This window comes from Candidatus Electronema sp. JC (genome assembly GCF_048287365.2).
GTDB lineage: Bacteria > Desulfobacterota > Desulfobulbia > Desulfobulbales > Desulfobulbaceae > Electronema.
This window is the reverse complement of the sequence record NZ_JBLWEM020000028.1, coordinates 44,572-64,833: the sequence shown is the minus strand read 5'-3', so window position 1 is coordinate 64,833 and position 20,262 is coordinate 44,572. Positions and strand designations below refer to the sequence as shown.

General features: G+C 59.7%; 18 protein-coding genes. 11 read left to right on the top strand and 7 right to left on the bottom strand.

The features are described from left to right. Window positions 1–118: 118 nt before the first annotated feature. Both ACNKH3_RS04550 and ACNKH3_RS04545 read right to left on the bottom strand, forming a co-directional pair. The gene (locus ACNKH3_RS04550) at window positions 119–1,375 is read right to left on the bottom strand and encodes a peptidoglycan-binding domain-containing protein (protein ID WP_420208399.1); all 1,257 of its coding nucleotides are present in this window, start codon (window positions 1,373–1,375) and stop codon (window positions 119–121) included. A 498-nt stretch (window positions 1,376–1,873) separates the two neighbouring features. Further along, entirely contained in the window at window positions 1,874–3,841 is a 1,968-nt protein-coding gene (locus ACNKH3_RS04545) for a bifunctional aldolase/short-chain dehydrogenase (RefSeq protein WP_420208398.1), read from the bottom strand. Window positions 3,842–3,998: 157 nt separating this feature from the next. On the opposite strand from ACNKH3_RS04545, the gene dtd reads away from it, so the two are divergent. The 4 genes from dtd to ACNKH3_RS04525 are packed head-to-tail and all read left to right on the top strand — an operon-like array spanning window position 3,999 to window position 9,652. Beyond that, window positions 3,999–4,448, top strand: a complete 450-nt coding sequence (dtd, locus tag ACNKH3_RS04540) for a D-aminoacyl-tRNA deacylase (protein ID WP_420208397.1) — start codon at window positions 3,999–4,001, stop codon at window positions 4,446–4,448. A gap of 15 nt (window positions 4,449–4,463) precedes the next feature. Further along, window positions 4,464–5,672, top strand: a complete 1,209-nt coding sequence (locus ACNKH3_RS04535) for an ATP-binding protein (RefSeq protein ID WP_420208396.1) — start codon at window positions 4,464–4,466, stop codon at window positions 5,670–5,672. Beyond that, window positions 5,669–6,685, top strand: a complete 1,017-nt coding sequence (locus ACNKH3_RS04530; protein WP_420208395.1) for a ParA family protein — start codon at window positions 5,669–5,671, stop codon at window positions 6,683–6,685. The genes ACNKH3_RS04535 and ACNKH3_RS04530 overlap by 4 nt, the downstream gene beginning before the upstream one ends. Window positions 6,686–6,736: 51 nt before the next feature. Next, the gene (locus tag ACNKH3_RS04525; RefSeq protein WP_420208394.1) at window positions 6,737–9,652 is read left to right on the top strand and encodes an insulinase family protein; all 2,916 of its coding nucleotides are present in this window, start codon (window positions 6,737–6,739) and stop codon (window positions 9,650–9,652) included. A 9-nt stretch (window positions 9,653–9,661) separates the two neighbouring features. Here ACNKH3_RS04525 and cbiQ read toward each other — a convergent pair whose 3' ends face one another. From cbiQ to cbiM, 4 genes are all read right to left on the bottom strand, one after another. Further along, window positions 9,662–10,444 carry a cobalt ECF transporter T component CbiQ gene (gene cbiQ, locus ACNKH3_RS04520; RefSeq protein WP_417916334.1) on the bottom strand — a complete coding sequence of 261 codons (783 nt, stop codon included), beginning with the start codon at window positions 10,442–10,444 and terminating at the stop codon, window positions 9,662–9,664. A 153-nt stretch (window positions 10,445–10,597) separates the two neighbouring features. Next, a complete protein-coding gene (locus tag ACNKH3_RS04515; RefSeq protein WP_417916333.1) occupies window positions 10,598–11,371 on the bottom strand; it encodes a DUF4198 domain-containing protein in 774 nt (257 codons plus the stop codon). A gap of 69 nt (window positions 11,372–11,440) precedes the next feature. Continuing rightward, a complete protein-coding gene (locus ACNKH3_RS04510) occupies window positions 11,441–12,052 on the bottom strand; it encodes a hypothetical protein (protein ID WP_417916332.1) in 612 nt (203 codons plus the stop codon). After that, window positions 12,049–12,654, bottom strand: coding sequence for a cobalt transporter CbiM (gene cbiM, locus ACNKH3_RS04505; protein ID WP_417916331.1), 606 nt, complete (start codon window positions 12,652–12,654; stop codon window positions 12,049–12,051). Before cbiM ends, ACNKH3_RS04510 begins: the two co-directional genes overlap by 4 nt. Before the next feature lie 381 nt (window positions 12,655–13,035). Between cbiM and ACNKH3_RS04500 the strand changes: the two genes are divergently transcribed. The 7 genes from ACNKH3_RS04500 to ACNKH3_RS04470 all read left to right on the top strand — a co-directional run bounded on the left by ACNKH3_RS04500 (window position 13,036) and on the right by ACNKH3_RS04470 (window position 19,413). Beyond that, complete coding sequence (locus ACNKH3_RS04500) at window positions 13,036–14,397, top strand: TrkH family potassium uptake protein (RefSeq protein WP_420208393.1); 1,362 nt, start codon at window positions 13,036–13,038, stop codon at window positions 14,395–14,397. Between the two features lie 15 nt (window positions 14,398–14,412). Further along, complete coding sequence (locus ACNKH3_RS04495) at window positions 14,413–15,063, top strand: potassium channel family protein (RefSeq protein ID WP_417916665.1); 651 nt, start codon at window positions 14,413–14,415, stop codon at window positions 15,061–15,063. A gap of 106 nt (window positions 15,064–15,169) precedes the next feature. Continuing rightward, entirely contained in the window at window positions 15,170–16,018 is an 849-nt protein-coding gene (locus ACNKH3_RS04490) for a hemolysin family protein (RefSeq protein ID WP_417916666.1), read from the top strand. Continuing rightward, window positions 16,015–17,673, top strand: a complete 1,659-nt coding sequence (lnt, locus tag ACNKH3_RS04485; RefSeq protein ID WP_417916667.1) for an apolipoprotein N-acyltransferase — start codon at window positions 16,015–16,017, stop codon at window positions 17,671–17,673. Before ACNKH3_RS04490 ends, lnt begins: the two co-directional genes overlap by 4 nt. Continuing rightward, entirely contained in the window at window positions 17,670–17,915 is a 246-nt protein-coding gene (locus ACNKH3_RS04480) for a hypothetical protein (protein WP_417916668.1), read from the top strand. Before lnt ends, ACNKH3_RS04480 begins: the two co-directional genes overlap by 4 nt. Before the next feature lie 27 nt (window positions 17,916–17,942). Beyond that, window positions 17,943–19,056 (top strand): peptide chain release factor 2 gene (gene prfB, locus ACNKH3_RS04475; RefSeq protein WP_417916669.1). Its coding sequence is split into 2 segments (ribosomal slippage): window positions 17,943–18,026 and window positions 18,028–19,056, totalling 1,113 coding nucleotides; the frame shifts between segments, so codons are not numbered across the junction. 3 nt (window positions 19,057–19,059) lie between these two features. Then, entirely contained in the window at window positions 19,060–19,413 is a 354-nt protein-coding gene (locus ACNKH3_RS04470) for a DMT family protein (protein WP_417916670.1), read from the top strand. Window positions 19,414–19,524: 111 nt separating this feature from the next. Here the strand turns inward: ACNKH3_RS04470 and ACNKH3_RS04465 are convergent, their stop codons facing one another. Then, window positions 19,525–20,253 carry a DUF1641 domain-containing protein gene (locus ACNKH3_RS04465; protein ID WP_420208392.1) on the bottom strand — a complete coding sequence of 243 codons (729 nt, stop codon included), beginning with the start codon at window positions 20,251–20,253 and terminating at the stop codon, window positions 19,525–19,527. Window positions 20,254–20,262 lie beyond the last annotated feature (9 nt).

Here is a 20,262-nt window from a genome sequence, read left to right as displayed (position 1 = left end):
CATGATCAGGCCGCTGTCAAGACAGGCCGCATTGCCCGGACTGTTTGTTTGCAGACAATAAAAAAGGCCGGGATTGCTCCCGGCCTTTTCTGGTGCCTCAGTTCAGCGAAAAGAGGTTTTACTCGTAAACGCCCAATGCCTCAAGCGTCTCGATGGTCATGCCGCCGCCTTCAGGCAGGCCCTTGGACCGCTGGAAAGCGCGGAGAGCCTGCTGAGTGGACTGGCTGTAGTTGCCGTCGACCGGGCCAGGATTGAAACCCTCCTGGGCCAGCGCGCGCTGCACGCTCAGAACTTTGGTGTCCTGAATCTGATCTTCGCAGAGCACTGCCCGCCAGACGATCTTGCTGTCGCTGACTTTGACGCGCTTGGTGATGTTCTGGTACTCAGCTGGAACCGGAATGCGGCGCTCGCTGGCTTCCTGAACCACTTCCTTGACGCGGATGGTCTTGTACTCAGCTGGAACAGGTACAGTGCGGGTCTTGGCCGGCTCGACCATGATTTTTTTGCGCACGGTCTGGTACTCGGCAGGAATGATCTCCTTCTCCACGCGGGCCGGGGCCACCAGCACGTCTTTGGTGATGGTCTCGAACTCAGCCGGAATGGTGACGGTCTTCTCCTGCGGCGGGGTGACCAGAATCTTTTTGATCACGGTCTTGTACATCGCCGGTGTCTCAACCAGACACAGAGTCTCGCAGTCGGTCAGGCCCAGCTTCACATCTTCCGGCGCGCAGGGAACCGCAGTTCTGATCCATTTGGTGGAGGCGGCCTGCACCAGAACGCGCTCTTTCACAGTTCTGAACACCGGCGGGGTGGTGACGATCCGGGTGGAGGCGGGCTTCACAACAACCTGCTCCTGACGGGTCTCGTACTGCGCCGGAATGGCCCGCAGCCGCTCGGAAGCGGGACGGAGGACGATGCGCTCGGTGCGCCATGCGAACTTCGGCGGCATGGTCTCGATCCGCTCGGAAGCGTCTTTTGCCACTACGCGCTTCTCAGCCCATCTGTACTTGGCCGGGATGGTCTCGATTCGCTCGGTGGCAGGACGGACCATGATCCGCTCGGTGACGGTCTTGTATTTGGCCGGAGCGATACAACGGGAGTAGCACTCGCCGGGCTTGGCATTGACCGGAACGCCGGGAACACCGCCGGACAGCATCTGGTCAGGGCCTGCGCTGGCGGAGACATCCTCATACACAACCTGCTCGTTCTGGACGACAGCCTGCTCGCCTTGAACGGCGCCCATGTCCTGCAGCGGCTCATCCTGAACGCCGACATCCTGGCCCGGGTTGTAGCCGCCGCCAAAATCATTGGCATGAGCAAATCCGGCCAAAGCCAGCAGAGCAGCTGCTCCGAGCGCCACGCGATCCTTCTTCATTACCTGCCTCCTTTCATGTGTTGTTTTGTGCGCATCAATAATTCAATATCAGATCCTGCCTGCCGCACCAGTGTCCGCAGCCTGACTGCGGACGCGGAAAGCAGCCGGACGGCTGCTGGGCGGAGTTTGCGAAAAGAATCTGCTTTGCTCTATACCGCAAATGCCCTTGGCTGTCAACAGCGCACAGGCAGCGCAGCTCTTTTCTCAAGACATGAGCTACTATAGCATTTGCCGTTCAAGAAGGCAATACAAAAAATTGCACTTGGCGGCGAAGGGTGTTTAAAAAATATCTTAACCTTCAGTTTCAACATGTTACCCTCCCCATTCAGGCGGAACAGCCTGCTGATGTTCTATTATTTTTTGCACTCGCCGCTGAACGCGTATGCGGCGGATAAGACATAGCATTGAGCAGCAACAAGCAGCGCACGCGCTTTTATGCGCGGCTGTGTTGCGAAGCGGTTAAAAAATGGTGAAAATTGCCTGCCGTCATTCCGCCGCTCATACCACTCTGTCGTTGCCGCCATCCACCGGCAGCTGGGCGGCAGTGGTGCAGGCGAAGAGCGGGCCGCACATTTCAGCAGCTAATTCGGCCACATCGCAGCTGCGCACCTCCACGCCGAGCAGGTTGTTTGTTTTGTACGCCGCCACGCTCAGGCCGTAATGCGTGGCCCGCGCCTGCAAAACTTCGTCAGTCCAGATGCCGGTGTCAAAAACCGCGTTCGGATGGAGGGCGTTGATGCGGATGCCGTCCTTGCCCCATTCCAAAGCCGTGACCCGCATCAGCTGGGTCAGCGCGGCCTTGGCAGCGGAATAGGCCGCCGCGCCGGGGCCGGGCGCGGGCACGTTTTTTGAGCCGATCACCACCACGCGGCCCTTGCCGGGCGCGGCCTTGAGCAGGGGATGCGCCTCGCGCAGCAGAGTCAGGTTGGCATCAAGATTCACCGCCATCACCTGTCGCCACAGCTCGCTGGGCAGCTCGGCAACTGCCTTGCTGGGCGGGAAGATGCCCGCGTTCAGCACCAGCATGTCCAAACCGCCGAAGCGCAGCGCGGTCTGGTCAAGAGCCGCCGCGACCTGCTGTTCATCGGTGATGTCGCATTGCAGGCCGAGAAAGGCGGGAGAGGTGGACAGTTCGGCAATTTTCGGATCAATATCCAAGCCGACCACCGCTGCGCCCCGCTTGAGGAACGAGTCCACGCAAGCCTTGCCGATGCCCGATGCCGCGCCGGTGATCAGAGCGATTTCCCCCTTGAAGACCGGAGTCTTGCCCCCTTTCTTCAGCTTGGCCTGCTCCAAATCCCAATATTCAACATCGAAGAGATCGTGCGGAGACAGAGGCTGCCAGCCGCCCAGCCGCTCCGCCCGGAGGATACAGTCCATCGTGTGCTCGTAAATGTCAGCAACAATGCCGACTTCGGCGGCGGACGCGCCGCCGAAGCACAGGCCCAGCTCCGGGTCGAGCAGCACACGCGGGGCCGGATCGAGCATAACCTTGCGCTCTTGGGCCGTTGGCTCATGCGCTTCAAAATAACGGCGGTAATCCTGCGCGTACTGCTCGACATCGCGCCCGATCAGCGGCAGGGCCTTGGTGCGGAGGACATGATCCGGCGTGGCCGGGCCGCAGGCCAGCTTACGGACATCGGCCCGGCGGGCGAAGTCCAGCCCGCGCTGGCTGCCGGTGACATGCAGCAGCATCGGCCTGCCCGCTTTGACGGAAATGGCCTGCCGCAGCTTGGCGATTTCGCAGCGGTCAAAGCGCGGCTCCGCTGCTGGCGGCCCGTTCAGCTCCCAAGCGTCATGCTGGCGCAGATGCTCTTCGGCCATGCTCACCAAGCGAATCATCCGCTCGTAGGATTCCTGCGCCGTGTCGCCGAAGGAGAAGATGCCGTGATTCATCAGCACCATGCCGATGGTCTGCGGCCCGGCCTGCGCGGCGAAAAAGCGGCCTGCCTCGCGGGCAAGGTCAAAGCCGGGCATCACATAGGGCACGATCACGGCCAAGCCGCCGTACAGCTCGCCGATGCGCCGCAGGCCGTCCGGCGTATTGCAGATTGTCACCACTGCGTCAGCGTGGGTGTGATCGACATAGCGGAAAGGCAGCAGGGCATGAAGGATAGTCTCCACCGAGGGCGCGGGCGCGTCGGCGCGGATGAGCTGGGTTTGCAGCCCGTTGACCATCTGCGGATCGGTCAGCCGCTTCAGCTTGGCCAGCGCGAGCATGGGCCGCAGTCGCACCGGCGCGAATCCGGCAGCCTCAATCGTGGCCAAATCCCAGCCGCTGCCTTTGACATACAGAATCTCCTCCTCGTCGCCGAGCAGGTTCTTCTCTGTTATCTTCACCGAGGTGTTGCCGCCGCCGTGCAGCACCAAGGCAGGCTCGCGGCCCAGCAGGCGGGAGCTGTAAACCCGCAAAGCCAGCTCGTCGGCGCAGGCTGCGGCCTCGCTTTCATTCCATAAATTATTCATGCTGATCAAATCAAGGCTCAAATTGGCGAAAAATGCGGCAACTATACTCCGTCGCGCCCTTCCTGCCAACTTGGAAAAATCAGGCTTGCCTTTTCCGGCCTGATTGCTCTATGCTGTTTACGTTCAAAGACGAACTGCAACTGAAGGAGGATAGCTGATGCGGGCAGTGATTCAGCGGGTCAGCAGGGCCAGCGTGACGGTGGCCGGACGTGAAACCGGGGCCATCGGCGCGGGGCTGCTGACGCTGCTCGGCGTGCATGAGGCGGACACGCCGCAGGACATCGTCTGGCTGGCGGAAAAGATCGTCAACCTGCGGATTTTTGACGACGAGGCCGGATTGATGAACCGCTCCCTCCTCGACACCGGCGGGGCCATGCTCGTCGTCTCGCAGTTCACTCTGCTCGGCGACTGCCGTAAAGGCCGCCGCCCGTCGTGGTCAGAGGCCGCGCCGCCGGAGCGGGCCAAGCAGCTTTATCTTGATTTCATTGAAGCTGTGCAGTGCTTCGGCATCGTCACGGCCAGCGGCGAGTTTCAGGCGATGATGGAAGTCAGCCTGACAAACTCAGGGCCGGTGACGGTGCTGCTGGATTCGCAGAAAAAATTTTAGCAACGGCTTGCTGTCATGAGAAGATTCACAGATGAGGAACTGGAAGCTCTGCTGAGCGACACGGAATCTGACCGAGCGGAACGGAAAGAAAGTTTTCAAGGTGATGCGCCGAAAAAGGGGAGGCAGGCGGTCTGCGCCTTTGCCAACGATCTGCCGAATCACAATGAAGCCGGTGTGCTCTTTATCGGGGCCAAAGATGACGGAACGCCGTCCGGGATTGAAATCACAGATCAGCTGCTGCGCTCCTTGGCCGACATCAAAACAGACGGCAACATTCTGCCGCTGCCTGTTCTTTCTGTGGAAAAAAGAATCCTGAAAGGAGCGGAAATGGCAGTGGTCACGGTCATGCCGTCCGACATGCCGCCGGTGAAGTATGAAGGGCGGATATGGATACGCACCGGCCCCCGCCGCGCCCTTGCCAACGAGCAAGAAGAACGCATTCTCAATGAGAAAAGAAGATGCAAAAATCTTCCTTTTGATCTTTATCCTGTGCTGTCGGCAAAAATCAGCGATCTTTCCAAGCTGATTTTTGAAAATGAATATCTGCCGTCAGCATTTGCCGCAGATGTGCTGGAGTCAAACAATCGTTCTTATGCAGAGCGTCTGGCAAGCTGCAAGATGATTGTCTCGCCTGATGAGACCACGCCAACCATTCTTGGTCTTCTCGCCATAGGGAAAAGTCCGCAAGATTTTCTGCCCGGAGCCTGCATTCAGTTTTTACGGATTGACGGAACTGAACTTGCTGATCCGGTCATTGATGAAGAAAAAATCGGCGGCGCAGTAGTTGACATCCTCCGCCGAGCCGAGGACAAGCTGAAAGCGCACAACCGGACAGCGGTTGACATTATTTCCGCTCCGACCCACCAGAAAGAGCTGCCGTATCCGCCTGCCGCCTTCCAGCAGATACTTTACAATGCGGTGCTGCACCGCACCTACGAAAGGACAAATGCGCCGGTGCGGGTGTATTGGTTCAATGACCGGATTGAAATAAGCAGTCCCGGCGGGCCATACGGCAATGTCACAGCTGAAAATTTTGGCAGACCAGGGATAACCGATTATCGCAATCCGAATATTACCGATGTGCTGAAAACATTCGGTTTTGTGCAGGCGTTTGGCCGAGGCATCGCCATAGCTAAAAAAGCGATGTTGGAAAATAGCAACCCTGAGCCTGAGTTTGAAACCAGCCAGAGCGCAGTTGTCTGCACCTTAAGGAGAAAAACATGAGCCAGCACGTCCCGGTTCTGACTTTTTTCAACAACAAAGGAGGAGTCGGCAAAACATCGCTCATTTATCATTTGGCTTGGATGTATGCCAGCCTCCGCAAGCGGGTTGTTGTCGCTGATCTCGATCCGCAGGTAAATTTGACAGCTGCTTTCCTTACGGAAGAAAGAATAGAAGAAATATGGGATTCAAAACAAAAAGGCGCGACTGTATACAGATGCGTGAAACCTCTCACCGGAGTTGGAGACATAGCAGAGCCAATACTTCAACATATCACGCAAGACCTATATCTTATAGCTGGAGATGTCGCTCTTTCTTCTTACGAAGACTGTTTGTCTGGTGAATGGCGAATTGGAGATAACAACCTTTACAGGCCAATGCGAATATTGAGTTCTTTTTGGCAGGTTATGCAAAAGGCTTCAGAAAAAGTTCAGGCAGATATAGTTCTTGTGGACATAGGGCCAAATCTTGGCGCTATCAACAGGTCAGTTCTTATTGCAACAGATTATGTTGTCATCCCGCTTGGAGCAGATTTATTTTCACTGCAAGGGTTGAAAAATCTCGGTCCAACCTTGACTGAATGGAAAGAAACTTGGAATGACCGCTTAAACAGATGGAGAAGAAGTTCAGATTGCGAAGAATATGCTGAATTTGAGCTTCCTCAAGGAAGGATGCAGCCTATAGGTTATCTATGTCAACAGCACAGCGTGCGTCTGGACAGACCAGTTAAAGCCTATGATAAATGGATAAAACGTATTCCTCGTGTTTATCGTGAAGCTGTGCTGAACCAGAATGATTCTGAACAGGTTGAACCGGAACAAGATATGTACCGCCTTGCCACGATAAAGCACTACCGCAGTCTCATCCCTATGGCGCAGGAGCATCGGAAGCCTGTCTTCAATCTGACACCGGCTGACGGCGCCATCGGCAGCCATGCCGGGGCAGTTCGGGATGCCAGAACTGATTTTGAGCTGCTGGCAAAAAAAATTGCCGCGAAAATAGACATGAATCTTTGAACAGGCAACCCTGCGAATCTCTTCACTTCACCAAAGAACCAGACTTTTCCCATGACAGAATTCACCATCGGCTCCGTCCATCACGGCTTCATCCTCCGGCGCAAGGAGCATGTCGCCGACATCAGCTCTGATGTGTATCTCTTTGAACACGAGCTGCTCGGCACACCGGCCTTGGCGATCAAGAACAGCGATCCGAACAAGACCTTCTGCATCGCTTTCCAGACCGTGCCTGAGGACTCCACCGGCGTGGCGCACATCCTTGAGCACGCGGTGCTGATGGGATCGAAGAAATATCCGGCGCATGACGTGTTCGGCGAGATCCACAAAGGCGGCCTGATGACCTTTCTCAACGCCATGACCGGCTCGGACACCACGCTCTATCCTTTCGCCACCCGCAATTTGAGCGAATATTTCAGCATCATGGATGTCTATTGCGATGTGACGCTCAATCCGCTGCTCGCCCGCAGCACCTTTCAGCAGGAGGGCTGGCATTATCACAAGGAAAGCGCGGATGCGCCGCTCCAGTTTCAAGGCGTGGTCTTCAATGAGATGAAGGGCGCGTTCTCCGATCCGGTGCAGATCATTTTCCGCCAGATTTTCGCAGGGCTGATGCCGGAATCCACCTACGCCCACGAGTCCGGCGGCGACCCGGCCTGCATTCCTGATCTGACCTACGAGCAGTTCGCCGAGTTCCACCGCAGGCATTATCATCCCTCCAATGGAATGCTGTTTTTTTACGGCGACGCGGACTTGGAGCAGGAGCTGGCGGCGGTGCAGAACAATTTTCTCCGGCAGCACACGGCGCCGGGCGGAAAATCTGAAATTGTCCAAGGGCGGCGGATCAGCGGCCCGGTCTTTATCGAGGACGGCTACGCGGCACCGTCTGGCGGCAGCCTGAACGGCAAGACATATTTAGCTGTCGGCTCGACGGTCGGCACAGTCCTCGACCGCGAGCTGAACACCGCCTTTCAGGTCATCGCCAACATCCTCTACAATTCCGATGCCTCGCCGTTGAAAAAGGCGGTGGTCGAGGCTGGGCTGTGCCGCGACTTCGGCGGCATGTTCTTGGCCGACTCCTGCTTCCAGACGGTGATGCTGACCTATCTGGCCGGTTCCGACCCGGACAAGCGCGACCGCTTTCTTGCCCTGCACCGGCAGGCCCTGACTGCGGCAGTCGCGCAGGGCTTGGAGCCTGACTTGGTGCTGGCCGAGCTGAATCATTACGAGTTCTCCGCCCGCGAGGATCTGACCAACGCCCAGCGCGGGCTGGATCTGATCGGCAAGGCCATGCCCGCCCTCAAGCATGGCGCGGATCCCTTTGCCGCCCTGCGCTTCGAGGAGCTGTTCGCCTCCATCCGCAGAAAGGCGCTGGAGGAGCGGTATTTCGAGCGGCTGATCCAGGAAAAACTGCTCGACAACCCGGCTTTCGCCGCCGTCACCCTCCGTCCTGACCCAGACAAGGCGGCCCGCGCCGCGCAGGAGGAGCAGCGCAGGCTGGCCGACTATCAGCGCTCGCTCAGTCCGGCGCAGCTGGAGGCCCTGACCGCTGAGACACAGGAGCTGATCCGCCTCCAGCAGACTCCGAACAGCGAGGAGCAGCTCGCCCTGCTGCCGCGCCTGTCCCGGTCGGATTTGAACCGCCGCCCGCCGCTGCATCGGGTCACGGTTGCAGATGGCTGCATCAGCAGCGAGCTGGACACCAACGCCATCACCTATGTCCAGTTCGGCCTGGACTGCTCCTGCCTTGACGCGGAGCTGCTTCCTTGGCTGGACCTCTTCGGCACCATCGCCACCGAGATCGGCACCGGCCAGCGAGACTATGTCCGCTTCGCCAAGGACGTGAGCATCCGCACCGGCGGCTTCAGTCATTCCTTCTCGACTTACAGCCATGTGGACCCGTCCCGGCCTTTGCGGCCCTTGCTCTGGCTCCAGCTCAAGGCCTTGTCGGGCTGGCTGCCGCAGGCGCTGGATTTGGCGCAGGAGGTCTTCGCCGATCTCAGCCTGAGCAACCGGCAGCGGATCAAGGAAATCGTGCTGCGGGAATTCACTTGGGCCGAGCATTCGGTGCAGAGCGAGGGCTATCAGCTGGCGGCGGCCCGCGTCTTCGCTCATCTGAGTCAGGCCGGAGCGGTCAACGAGCTGGTCAACGGGGCCACGGCCTATCTCCAGCTCAAGGATCTGGCCGCGAACTACGAAGAGCGCGAGGAGGATTTTCTCAGCAAGCTGGAGCAGCTGCGCCAGCTGCTCTTCCAGCCGGAGGGGCTGACGGTCGCCGTCACCGGCTCCGCCGCTGACATTGCGGCAGTGCAAAATCGCCTCGGCGGCATGCGGCAGGCACTGAACGGCGCGGCGCAGCGGCGGCAGGCGGAGCTAGTTTTTCCTCCCCTGCCTGCGCGGCAGGCTTTCGCCACCTCAGCCGATGTGGTTTTCAACGTCCAAGGCGGCAGGCTGTTCAGCGGGTTCAGCCAGTACAACGGCTCCTTTGAGGTGCTGAAGACGTGGCTTTCACGGGATTATTTTTGGAACACCGTGCGCCAGCAGGGCGGCGCCTACGGCTGCTTTGTCCAGTTCCATCCGGTCACCGGCAATTTCGCCGCTGTCAGCTACCGGGATCCGCAGGTGGCCCGCACCTATGAGGCCTACGAGACGCTGGCCGCCGCTGTGCAAAAACTGGATCTCAGCCCGGCCAAGCTGGATCAGTTAGTCATCGGGGCCTACGGCAGCCTGAATCCGCTGCGCTCGCCCGCCGCCGCCGGTCTGAAGGAGCGGGACGCATATCTTTGCGGCATCACGCAGGAATACCGGCAGCGGCTTCTTGAGCAGGTGATTGACACAAAGGCGGCTGATCTGCGCCGCTTTGCCCCGTTTTTTGAGAATCTGACTGCCAAGGGCTTCCGGGCCAGCATCGGCAGCGCGGAGAAGATCAGGGCGGATGCCGGGCTGTTTGACGAGGTGACGGAGCTGTAGCGGTTCGGCTTACACTTCCAGGGCGGCCAGCAGCAGGGCCGCCAGCAGCAAAGCGCCGGTCAGCAACACGTCGCTGCGGCGTAGCTCCATCACATGCAGGCTGCGGAAGGCGCCGGAGAAGCCGCGCAGGGCCATGGCCTGCTGCACTCGCGCCGCCCGGTTCCAGCTCCGCACGATGACCATGCCAAGCAGGTGGCCGTAGGTGCGGTAGGTGTGCAGGTTGGTGCTTGGCTGGAAGCAGCGCAGCGCGGCGGCGCGGCGCAGGCGGAGGAACTCCTCGTGGATCAGGCCGAGATAGCGGTAGGAGAAGAGGAGGAGTAGACAAAGGTTTTGCGGTAGGCGCAGGGCTTGCAGACCCTGCCCCAGCCGGGCTACTGTGGAGGTGGACAGCAGGCTGATGAAGAGCAGCACTGCCGCGTTGCTCTTCACAGTGATCAAGGCGGCTAAACGCAGGCCGCTCAGGCTGAGATCGAACCAGACAAAGCGCACTGTCTCCGCGCCGCCATAGGTCAGTGGCAGCAGGAGCAGCAGGAGGGCATTGAAGCTGTTGACCACCAGCAGCCGCCGCAGCACTGCGGCCCAGTGCAGCCGGGCCGCCGCTGTCAGCAGCAGGGCCAGCAGCAGTCCGGCCAAGGCGGTGCGCGGCTGCTGGCAGAGGGCGAAGATCAGACTGAGAACGCCCGCGCTGATCAGCTTGCCGCGCGGGTCAGCCTGATGCAGGAGCGAGCGGCCCGCACTGAACTGCTCAAAGGTCATGACCGCCCGTGCGGGGTCGCGTATGCGCCTGCCCATGCCGTCCGTATGCGCAGGGGCATACCGGCAGCTTGCGCAGGGGCATACGGAGTGTATGCCCCTGCGCATGTTTCAGCTCCGACCCTCATTTGCTCTTGTACTCATCCAGGTAGATCCACTGCGGCACGGAAAACAATGTTGCCTTCATTTTCCTCATTTGCTCTTGTACTCATCCAGGTAGATCCACAGCACCGCGCCCAGCTCCACGCCTTTCTCCTCGCCAGCTGGGTTCTTCAGCTTGTAGTCCGCCTCATTGAGGGCCGAAAAGCCCCACCAGCCCGGCTGCGGGCAGGCGAAGGTGAACACGCCATTCTCGTCAGCCTTGACCACCTGAGTGACGTGGTAGTCGCTCGGCGCCGTGAATTTTTTGTCCTTGTTGTACAGCTCCACCTCAACTTCCGCGCCCGGCACCGGCTTGCCGTTGAGCAGCACCTTGCCGCTGAAGCTGTTGCCCGCGTAGTTGCCGAAAGGCCGGGTCATGGGCACGATCTCGGTGGCGATGCCGACCGGCTCGTCCCAGCCCTGATCATCGCCGAACGCGGCAATGACAGTCTTGGTGTAGTGGATGATGCTCAGGTCTTCCGCAGGCTCCCAATACGGCTCCGGCTCCATGACCAAGCTGTACACGCCCGGCTTCTTGATGGCGATGTCTGTTGTCCACGCCTGATGCTCCATGACCTTGCCCTCCTTGAGCTGCGGCAGCAAGTCGATCTTGTCACTGCCGGATATCATCTGGAACTGCTTGGGCTTGACCATGTTCATCCCAATCATCTCGAAGGGATGCGAGAAGGAGACATCCACAGTGATGGTTTTCTTCTCCGGGGTGACGATGTTCTCCGAAGGGATTACCATGCCGAAGTGGGCGAGGGCCTCGCCGGTCAGCAGGGCGAGGAGGGCGGCGGTCATGGCTGCGGCTTTGATCTGCATTGTTCTGCTCCTTGGTTGATGTTGGTGCGTTGGCAAAAGGCCGGGCTGCCGCTGCGGCGGCCCGCGCGTTCAGGAATGCTTCATTCTGCGGCTCTGCGCCCAGGCGGCGAGACCAGCTAGGCCGATCAGCCAGCCGATGCCGCCGAGGATGTCGCGCAGGGTGGGTTCGGGGTCAAGGCTTTCCGCAAGACTCTGACGGACAGGCGACAGCGCCTTGCTCATCTCCTCAGCTACGACGCGCCGGATCTGCTGCTCGCTGAGGCCGGAAGAAACAGCAGCGGCGGCGGTGGTTGAGCCTGTCGAAACCGAGCTTGTCGGAACCGAGCCTGCCGGAACCGCCGGGGCGTAGTCCTTGGCCTCCAGCAGCCATTCACCACGATGTCCTTCGCCGCCATTGGCGACAATCAGAAGATCAGGCCGAGCTTGCAGGGCCTGCTCCGGCAGGGCGAAGCGGAAGGCACCGTTCTCGTCGCAGGCGGTTTCCGCCAGCATGGCATGATCTGCCGCGTTCTGCACCGCAATCTGGACATTCTTGGCCTTGCGTCCGCCGCTGAACTTGACTTCGCCGCGAATCTCGCCGCCTTCCGGCCAAGCGAAGACGCTCAGTTTATGCGCCTGCGCGGCGGGCGGCAGCAGGAGCAGGACAGCAAGCAGTACGACGAGATGAGCAAGGCGGTTCATGACGCGCTCCGTAGCTGTAGGATTTCCGGCTGCACCTTGGCTATGAAGCCAACGATGAAGGCGGTGATGAAGCCCTCAATGACCATCACCGGCACGTTGGCGGCGATCACTGTCTGCGCGGTGGCGAGGAAGCCTTCGTCGGAAAAGGCGAGGGCCAAGGCAGTGAGCAGCGAGGAGAGCAGAATCGCGAGAAAGCCTGCGGCAAAGGCGGCTCCGGGCCGGGTGCCCGGCTTGTCTAACCAGCGGCGGAACAGATAGCGGCAGAGCACGGCGGGCGCGGCCATGGTCACGGTGTTCACGCCCAAGATGGTCAGGCCGCCGAATTGGAAGAAGACCGCTTGCAGGAAGAGGCCGACAAGGATGGCGGGGAAGCAGGCCCAGCCCAGCGTCAGGCCGAGCAGGCCGCTCAGGACTAAATGCACGGAGCCGGGGCCTATGGGCACATGCACTAAGCTGGCGACAAAAAAGGCCGAGGCCAGCAGCGCTGTCGGCATGATGCTTTCAAAATCAAGGCGGCGCAGGCCGAGGACTGTTCCGGCTGCGGCCAGCGCTGCGCCGCTGATCAGCACCGGCGCGGAAAGAACACCTTCAGAGATATGCATGACTGCTTCCTTCAAGGAATAATATCTGACACGCATTGGTAATATTGATGCAGTCACACAAATACTCCAATGCGGCTGCCATGTCAAGCCGGGGCAAGTTTTTTTCTGGCCGAGATGCAGGCTTCAGATGACAGCGCCGGTCTTTTGGCCTGATTTGAGGCCATGCCGGCCATTCCCCGCGTTGCGGCGGCCCGCCGCCGTCTTCTTGTATTTTTAAAAAACGCAGGAGGATAGCTGTCAGGCCCCGGATGATGACATGCCAAAAAGGAGCTGACATCGCCATTGCCCAGCCGCGCGTTCAAAATTTGTTTCCTGCAAGCTGTTTTTTTGCTATTCTGGGGCGGACAGACCGTGTTTCCATCCGCCGCCCTGCTGACGCGCATGAACTTGCACCGAAGACTGAAAAAGATACTCACGCCCATCTCGCTGCCAGTGCTGTTCTTTGCCGCCGCCATCCTGCTCGGCGCGGTCTTGCTGCACGCGCCCTTCAGCAGCGGAGCGGGCCGGGTCTCCTTTCTCGACGCGCTCTTCACCTCGACCTCAGCAGTCTGCGTCACCGGCTTGGCTGTGGTGGACACCGGCACAGCCTACAGCCGCAGCGGCCAGGCCATCATCCTGCTCCTGATTCAGGGCGGCGGCCTCGGCATCATGACCTTCTCGACCTTGGCTTTGTATTTGTGGAAGAAACGGGTCTCCATGACCGACAAGATCGCAGTCGGCCAGAGCATCCTCAACAACGCCAACTTTCATCTCGGCAGATTCCTCATCCAGGTCTTTGCTGTCGCCTTTCTGATTGAACTCTGCGGCGCGCTGCTGCTCTTTCTCAGCGACCCGGAGGGCTTTCCGCCTTTTCACGCCCTGTTTCATGCGGTCTCGGCCTTCTGCAACGCCGGGTTTTCGCTCAACGCCGACAGCCTCAGCCGCTGGCAGGGCAGCTGGGCGGTCAACCTGACTGTCATCCTGCTGATTGTGCTGGGCGGATTAGGCTTTTCCGTCCTCCTTGAGGCTGGCTCGCTGCTCCGCTTCAGGAGGAAGAAACTGCCGCCGCAGGATGCCTGGCATGTGGGCATAGTCCTTAAAACCTCGCTCTTCCTCACGGCGGCAGGCGCGTTCTGCATCTGGTGCGCGGAATTTTTCTTCGGCAGCTCTTCCTTGCCGCCGCAGAACGCAGTGCTGGCCTCCTTGTTTCAATCTGTCACCTGCCGCACCGCAGGCTTCAACACCATGGACATCGCCAGCATGACCAGCGGCTCGCTGATGTTCATGATTCTGCTGATGTTCATCGGCGGCGCGCCCGGCTCCTGCGCAGGCGGGATCAAAGTGACCACCTTCCGGGTCCTGCACGCCTTTATCAAAGCGCAGCTGCGGGGCAGGCATCAGATCGTCATCGGCCATTACGCCGTGGACCGGGAATCTGTCAACAGCGCGCTGACCCTGCTCTTTTTCTCTGTGGCCATCATTTTTTTCAGCCTCATCGCCCTCAGCTTCACCGAAAGCGGCGGCGCGGCCAGCAGGCAGGGGCAGGGCCGCTTTCTTGAGCTGTTTTTCGAGGCGGTCTCCGCCTTCGGCACCACCGGCCTGAGCCTTGATCTCACCCCCAAACTTTCGCCGTTGGGCAAGGTGATCATTATCTTGCTGATGTTCATCGGCAGGCTCGGCCCGCTGGTCCTGCTGAGTTCCGTGCAGTCTTTCGGCACCAAACTTTTATATTCCCGGCCAGAGGAAAAGCTGTCCATCGGCTGAGGAGGGAGCGGAGCGATGAAATTGCAGATCGGCGTGATCGGCCTGGGCAAATTCGGCCTCAAATTCGGCCAGACCTTGGTCGCGCTCGGCCACGAGGTGCTGGGCGTGGAGAGCGACCCGGAAAAAGTGAAGAACGCGCAGCATGTTCTGACTCAGGTTGTGCAGACGGACGCGATGAGCCGCGAGGCGCTGGATCAGATCCGCATCCAGGATCTGGAGCATGTCTTGGTCAGCGTCGGCGACTCCATCGCCGCCAGCGTGATGATCACCATGTATCTGAAAGAGCTGGGCGTGCATAAGGTCTGGGTCAAGGCGACCAACAAGGATCACGAGAAGCTGCTGCACAAGATCGGCGCGGACGACGTGGTGATTCCTGAATTCATGGCCGCCAAGCAGATCGCCAGCCGCATCGCCATGCCCGGCTTCATTGAATATCTCTCCTTTGACCGCTCCATGGCGGTGAAGGAGTTCACCGTCAAACGCTGGGCAGGCAAAAGCCTGATCGAGCTGAACCTGACCAACACCTTCGGCATTCAGATCATCGCTGTGCGCCGCAACGGCAGCAAGCGCTATGAGTACATCCCCAAGGCTGACGAGCTGTTTCAGGAGGGCGACAACTTCGTCGCCATCGGCAAAATTTCCCAGATGACGAAAATCGTTCCCTGAGCAGGCGGCGATTTCTCATCGCCGGGCCGGGCCGCTCATGCTATAATGGCCGGGACAGACGGCAGCGGATTTATTTTCGACATCTGGGAGGATGACAGCGGAGACCATGAGCGAGAACGAGGGGGAAGCGAAGGAAAAATCTTTCTGGCAGCGGCTACGGCGGCCTTTGTTCCGCTCCTCGCCGGACACGGCCCAGCAGCTGGAGCATGAGATTCAGGAGCTGCTGGAGGACGGCGAGGAGCACGGATTGATCAGCAGCCATGAAGAGCAGCTCATCAACTCTATTTTCAATTTCCGGGCTACAGTGGCTTCGGAGATCATGACCCCGGCGGCGGAAATCATCTCCGCCGACCTCAGCAGCTCGGTGGAGGAGATCAGCCGCCTGATCTGCGAGGAAGGCTACACCCGCATCCCGATTTACAGCGGCAGCCCGGACAACATCGTCGGCATCGTCCATGCCAAAGACCTGCTCCGCATCCTCAGCCGCAGCGGCGGCACCGCAGCCACGCTGGAGGAGCAGCTCAACCCGCCGGAGCTGATTCCCGAATCCAAGCCGATCACCGAGCTGCTCCGCGATTTCCAGTCCGGCAAGAACCACATGGCCCTTGTCACCGACGAGTTCGGCAGCGTCCGGGGCCTGATCACCTTGGAGGACGTGTTGGAGGAGATCGTCGGCGAGATTGACGACGAATACGACCAAGGCGAGCGGGAGCTGATGCTGGAGGTGGACAGCCAGACCGTGGCCGTGGACGCGCGGATTGACATTGAGGCGGTGGAGCGGCATTTTGACTGCCTGCTGCCGGACGGCCCCTACGAGTCGGTGGGCGGCCTGCTCATCCATCTGCTCAACCGGGTGCCGAAACAGGGCGAGAGCGTGACCGCGCCGCCCCTGACCTTCAAAGTGCTGACCGCGACCCCGCGCCGGGTCCGCACAGTGAGAATCCGCAAGACATGAGCGACGAGAACGCCCCGAACAGACTGCTGACGCTGGCCGCTCCGGCTGCCTCGGCCCTGCTGCTGACGCTGGCCATGCCCGGCCTGACCGGCTGGTGGCCGCTGCTTTTTGTCGCCCTGATTCCGCTGCTCTGGGCGGCGCGGCGGCTGCCTCCGGCCAAGAGCGGCGGAATGGGCATGTTTTCGGGCCTGCTGTATCATCTCGGCCTTTTCTACTGGATCAGCGGGGTGATGGAGCGCTACGGCGGTCTGCACAGCGCGGCGGCCTTGGCTGTCCTTGTTCTGCTGGCCGCCTACATGGCCGCCTACACAGCGGTGTTCTGCGCTATTTTCAACCGGCTGACCGGCAGGCCGGACAGCGGCAGGGCGCTGTCGGTCACTGTCCTGCTCACCGCGCCTGCGGCCTGGGTCGGCCTTGACGTGGCACGAGGCTGGCTCTTCACCGGCCTGCCGTGGATGGACCTCGGCTACGGCCTTTCCAGCCAGCCGCTGCTGATTCAGGCCGCTGACTTGGGCGGGCATCATCTGATCACCTTTTTCATTGTCCAGATCAACGCCCTTCTGCTCTGGATTATGGAGCAGCTGTTCCGCCGTCCGACTGTGAAAACGGCCAAACGCGAATATCTGCTGGCGGTCATGGTCTGCCTTTGCCTCTACAGCGCGGGCGGCTACTCCACCTTCCGCTACCGGCAGGTGGCCTTTGAGGCGGCTGAAGCGGAGCAGGCGGCGGCGGCGGCGGCGCAGGGCAATATTGAGCAAAGCGTCAAGTGGTCTCCTGCCCAGAAAACGACGACTGTGGAACGCTACATCGCTCTGACTGAACAGCTGCTCAGTCAAGGGATGAAGCCGGATTTGGTGGTCTGGCCGGAGACCGCCCTGCCTTTCTATCCTCACCGCGACCCTCTGATGGGTCGGGTGCGCGATTTTGTCGATAAAAATAAAATTCAGCTGATCACCGGAGCGCCTTTCTTCACGGTTGAGATGGACGCGCCGGACAGCGGAGAAAAAAAGAATCTCAAGCCGGTGGAATACTTCAACAGCGCCATTCTGCTTGACCGGAGCGGCAAAATGGTTGACCGGTACAGCAAGCAGCATTTAGTGCCGTTTGGCGAGTACGTTCCTCTGCGTGAATATCTCTGGTTTGTCAGGCCGCTGGTCGAGCTGCTCGGCGACTTCACTTCCGGCAGCTCCTCCAAGCCGCTGGCGGCGGAGCGGATCAGAGCGGGAACACTGATCTGCTTTGAATCCATTTTTCCGGAAATCGCCCGGAAAACCACGGCGGAGGGCGCGAACCTGCTGATCAATCTGACCAACGACGCATGGTATGGACACACCAGCGCGCCGCACCATTCCTGGGCCATGACTGTGATGCGGGCGGTGGAAAACCGGCGCAGCCTGCTCCGGGCGGCCAACACCGGCATCAGCGGCATCATCGAGCCGACCGGCGCGGTCAAAAGTCAGTCCGGGCTGTTCCATGAAGCGGTGCTGGCTGACAACAGCATCGCCCTGCTGACCGGACAGACCTTTTTCGTCCGCATCGGCCACTGGTTCGGCGCCTGCTGCCTTGCGCTGACCGGGCTGCTGCTGCTTGGCCGCTGGCAGCTGGACATCGGACGGCGCAAGCAGGCCCGGAGCGGCGGAGGCGGTCAGCTGTGAACAGGCAGAATGACTACATCGGCGTGAGCCAGTGCGGCGACGGCACGTGGCAGTATTCGGTGCGCAAGGCCAGCGGCAAGCTCAAGACCGAAGGCGGCTTCAGCACAGCCAAAGTGGCGGCGCTGCTGCGCGATGAATACATCATCCGCCACCAGTTAGACGAGGAGCGCAGCTTCACCGTCAAACGGATGGCGAAGATGCGCAATGAGGCCTACGAGCAGATGTTCGGCAGGCAGGATTAAATTAAATTTTCAGGAGAAAGCGGAACAATGGCTGATTTGACCGAAACTGCGGAACTGCGGCAGAAGATACAGGCCTTGAAAGACAAAATGCTCGCGCTGAAGGAGCATCTTTGACTTGGACAGCAAAAAGCTGGACATTGAACGCTTGGAGTCAGAGTCGCTGGAGCCGGATTTCTGGAATGATCAGCACAACGCCAAGAAGGTGCAGCGGCAGCTCGGCCAGCTGCAAGATGTGGTCAATGGCTGGGAGCTGCATTATCGGCATGTTGAAGAAGCGGAGCTGCTCTTGGACATGGCACTTGAGGAAGGCGACGCGGAGGCCCTGAACGAGGTCGAGGCCTCGCTGGGGCGGCTGGCTGCGGAGGTCGAGGCCACGGAGCTGGAGTGCATGTTTGACGGCGAGCACGACAGCTGCAACGCCCTGCTCACGGTTCATGCGGGCGCGGGCGGCACGGAATCGCAGGACTGGGTGAGCATGTTGCTGCGCATGTACCTGCGCTGGGCCGAGCTGCACAGCTTCAAGGCTGACATTCTCGATTATCTGCCCGGCGACGAGGCCGGTGTGAAATCGGTCACGGTGCTGATCAGCGGCAAGAACGCCTACGGTTACACCCGCTCCGAGGTCGGCATCCATCGTTTGGTGCGGATTTCGCCCTTTGACGCATCGGGCCGCCGCCACACCTCCTTTGCTTCAGTGATGGTGCTGCCGGAATTAGATGACACCATCGAGATAGACATCAACGAGAAAGACCTGCGCATAGACACCTACCGTTCCAGCGGCGCAGGCGGCCAGCATGTCAACAAGACAGACTCGGCTATCCGCATCACGCATCTGCCGACGAACATTGTCGTGCAGTGCCAGAACGAGCGCTCGCAGCTGCGCAACAAGGAAATGGCGATGAAAATGCTGACAGCCAAGCTTTATGACAAGCAGCAGCAGGAAAACTTGCAGGCGCAGGAAAACTTGCACGGCGAGAAAAAAGACATCGCCTGGGGCAGCCAGATCCGCTCCTACGTCCTTCAGCCCTACCGGCTGATCAAAGACCACCGCACCGGCGTGGAGGTCGGCAATGTGGACGCAGTCTTGGACGGCGAGCTGGATCAGTTCATCAAGGCCTTCCTGCTCTGGCAGCCGCGTTAAGCGATGAGTCCAGTCCTGACTTCCATCCTCCTGCTGGCGTGCAGCAATGTTTTCATGACCTTCGCTTGGTACGCTCACCTCAAGGAGCTGCACAGCAGGCCGTGGATAGTCGCGGCCTTGTTGAGCTGGGGCATCGCCCTGTTTGAGTACCTTCTCCAAGTTCCGGCCAACCGCATCGGCCACACGGTCTTGAGCGTGGGTCAGCTCAAAATCATTCAGGAAGTGGTCACGCTGACGGTCTTCCTGCCCTTCTCCGTCTTCTATCTGAAGGAGTCGCTGAAGCTGGATTATCTCTGGGCGGGCCTCTGCTTGGTTGGGGCGGTGTATTTCATGTTCCGGGCGAAGCTGCAACAATAGACCTCTGGCATAACTGCCCCTGTGCTGAGTGGCTGCGCCAAGCATGTGTTCGATGTAGGGGCGAAAAATTTTTCGCCCCTGCCCAAGTTGCGGCTTACGCAAGAGGTCTAATCAAGCCGCTTTGGCTGGCTCTTTCAACGCCGCCGCAACGGTCGCCAGCTCGATCAGCACGCCCAGCCCTTCCTGCACTTCTTTGCGTTTCAGGGCCGACATCATGCCGAAAATGCCGGTGACTGGTTTGGCATTGTTCAGGTCAATCGTCTTCATCTTCGCGCTGACCCGCTCGCCAATCGCCATCATCTGTTCAAAATCGTCCACTAAGCCGCGTTTCTTCAGGCTGTCCAAGCGTTCAACAAGATCGTTGAAAACCTGACCGCTGAGATGGGACGCATCCCGCTTCATGTCCATGAAGGAACTGAGCATCTTCATCAATTCGGCCATATTGCCCATGTTGACGATGAACTGCCTGAGCAGCTCCTGCAAGTTCTCTCCTTCAAAGCCGTGCAGGGCCGTCTGAAGACGGAGCGTCAGCTCATGAAACATGTCCTTGGCGTAAGGCGCGGCATCCCGCTTGAACTCCATGATGCTGTCCAGCGTCTTGATGGCATCGGCAATATTCTTGCTCGATGCCAGCGACTGGCCGACCATGTCGCCGACTTCCTCCAAATCCACGCGCTTGTCCAAGCCGCTCAGGCGGTCTGTGGCCTCACGCACGATGGAATGAATCAGCGGCTCCAGCTCCTGCTTCAGCTCCGCATAGGGCCTGACCGCCCGTTTGGCTTCCCGCACTTCCTCGGTGAGTTCATCGAGGCGGGCGAGAATCTTCTCTTCATTGGTCATGACAGGCCC

Excerpts from the sequence above, each read along its gene's own strand:
- ACNKH3_RS04525 (WP_420208394.1), top strand. The coding sequence starts at position 6,737 with ATGACAGAATTCACCATCGGCTCCGTCCATCACGGCTTCATCCTCCGG.
- ACNKH3_RS04510 (WP_417916332.1), bottom strand. The coding sequence starts at position 12,052 with ATGAACCGCCTTGCTCATCTCGTCGTACTGCTTGCTGTCCTGCTCCTG.
- ACNKH3_RS04535 (WP_420208396.1), top strand. The coding sequence starts at position 4,464 with ATGAGAAGATTCACAGATGAGGAACTGGAAGCTCTGCTGAGCGACACG.
- lnt (WP_417916667.1), top strand. The coding sequence starts at position 16,015 with ATGAGCGACGAGAACGCCCCGAACAGACTGCTGACGCTGGCCGCTCCG.
- cbiM (WP_417916331.1), bottom strand. The coding sequence starts at position 12,654 with ATGCATATCTCTGAAGGTGTTCTTTCCGCGCCGGTGCTGATCAGCGGC.
- ACNKH3_RS04465 (WP_420208392.1), bottom strand. The coding sequence starts at position 20,253 with ATGACCAATGAAGAGAAGATTCTCGCCCGCCTCGATGAACTCACCGAG.
- dtd (WP_420208397.1), top strand. The coding sequence starts at position 3,999 with ATGCGGGCAGTGATTCAGCGGGTCAGCAGGGCCAGCGTGACGGTGGCC.
- ACNKH3_RS04550 (WP_420208399.1), bottom strand. The coding sequence starts at position 1,375 with ATGAAGAAGGATCGCGTGGCGCTCGGAGCAGCTGCTCTGCTGGCTTTG.
- ACNKH3_RS04530 (WP_420208395.1), top strand. The coding sequence starts at position 5,669 with ATGAGCCAGCACGTCCCGGTTCTGACTTTTTTCAACAACAAAGGAGGA.
- ACNKH3_RS04545 (WP_420208398.1), bottom strand. The coding sequence starts at position 3,841 with ATGAATAATTTATGGAATGAAAGCGAGGCCGCAGCCTGCGCCGACGAG.
- ACNKH3_RS04470 (WP_417916670.1), top strand. The coding sequence starts at position 19,060 with ATGAGTCCAGTCCTGACTTCCATCCTCCTGCTGGCGTGCAGCAATGTT.
- cbiQ (WP_417916334.1), bottom strand. The coding sequence starts at position 10,444 with ATGGGCAGGCGCATACGCGACCCCGCACGGGCGGTCATGACCTTTGAG.
- ACNKH3_RS04515 (WP_417916333.1), bottom strand. The coding sequence starts at position 11,371 with ATGCAGATCAAAGCCGCAGCCATGACCGCCGCCCTCCTCGCCCTGCTG.
- ACNKH3_RS04490 (WP_417916666.1), top strand. The coding sequence starts at position 15,170 with ATGAGCGAGAACGAGGGGGAAGCGAAGGAAAAATCTTTCTGGCAGCGG.
- ACNKH3_RS04500 (WP_420208393.1), top strand. The coding sequence starts at position 13,036 with ATGAACTTGCACCGAAGACTGAAAAAGATACTCACGCCCATCTCGCTG.
- ACNKH3_RS04495 (WP_417916665.1), top strand. The coding sequence starts at position 14,413 with ATGAAATTGCAGATCGGCGTGATCGGCCTGGGCAAATTCGGCCTCAAA.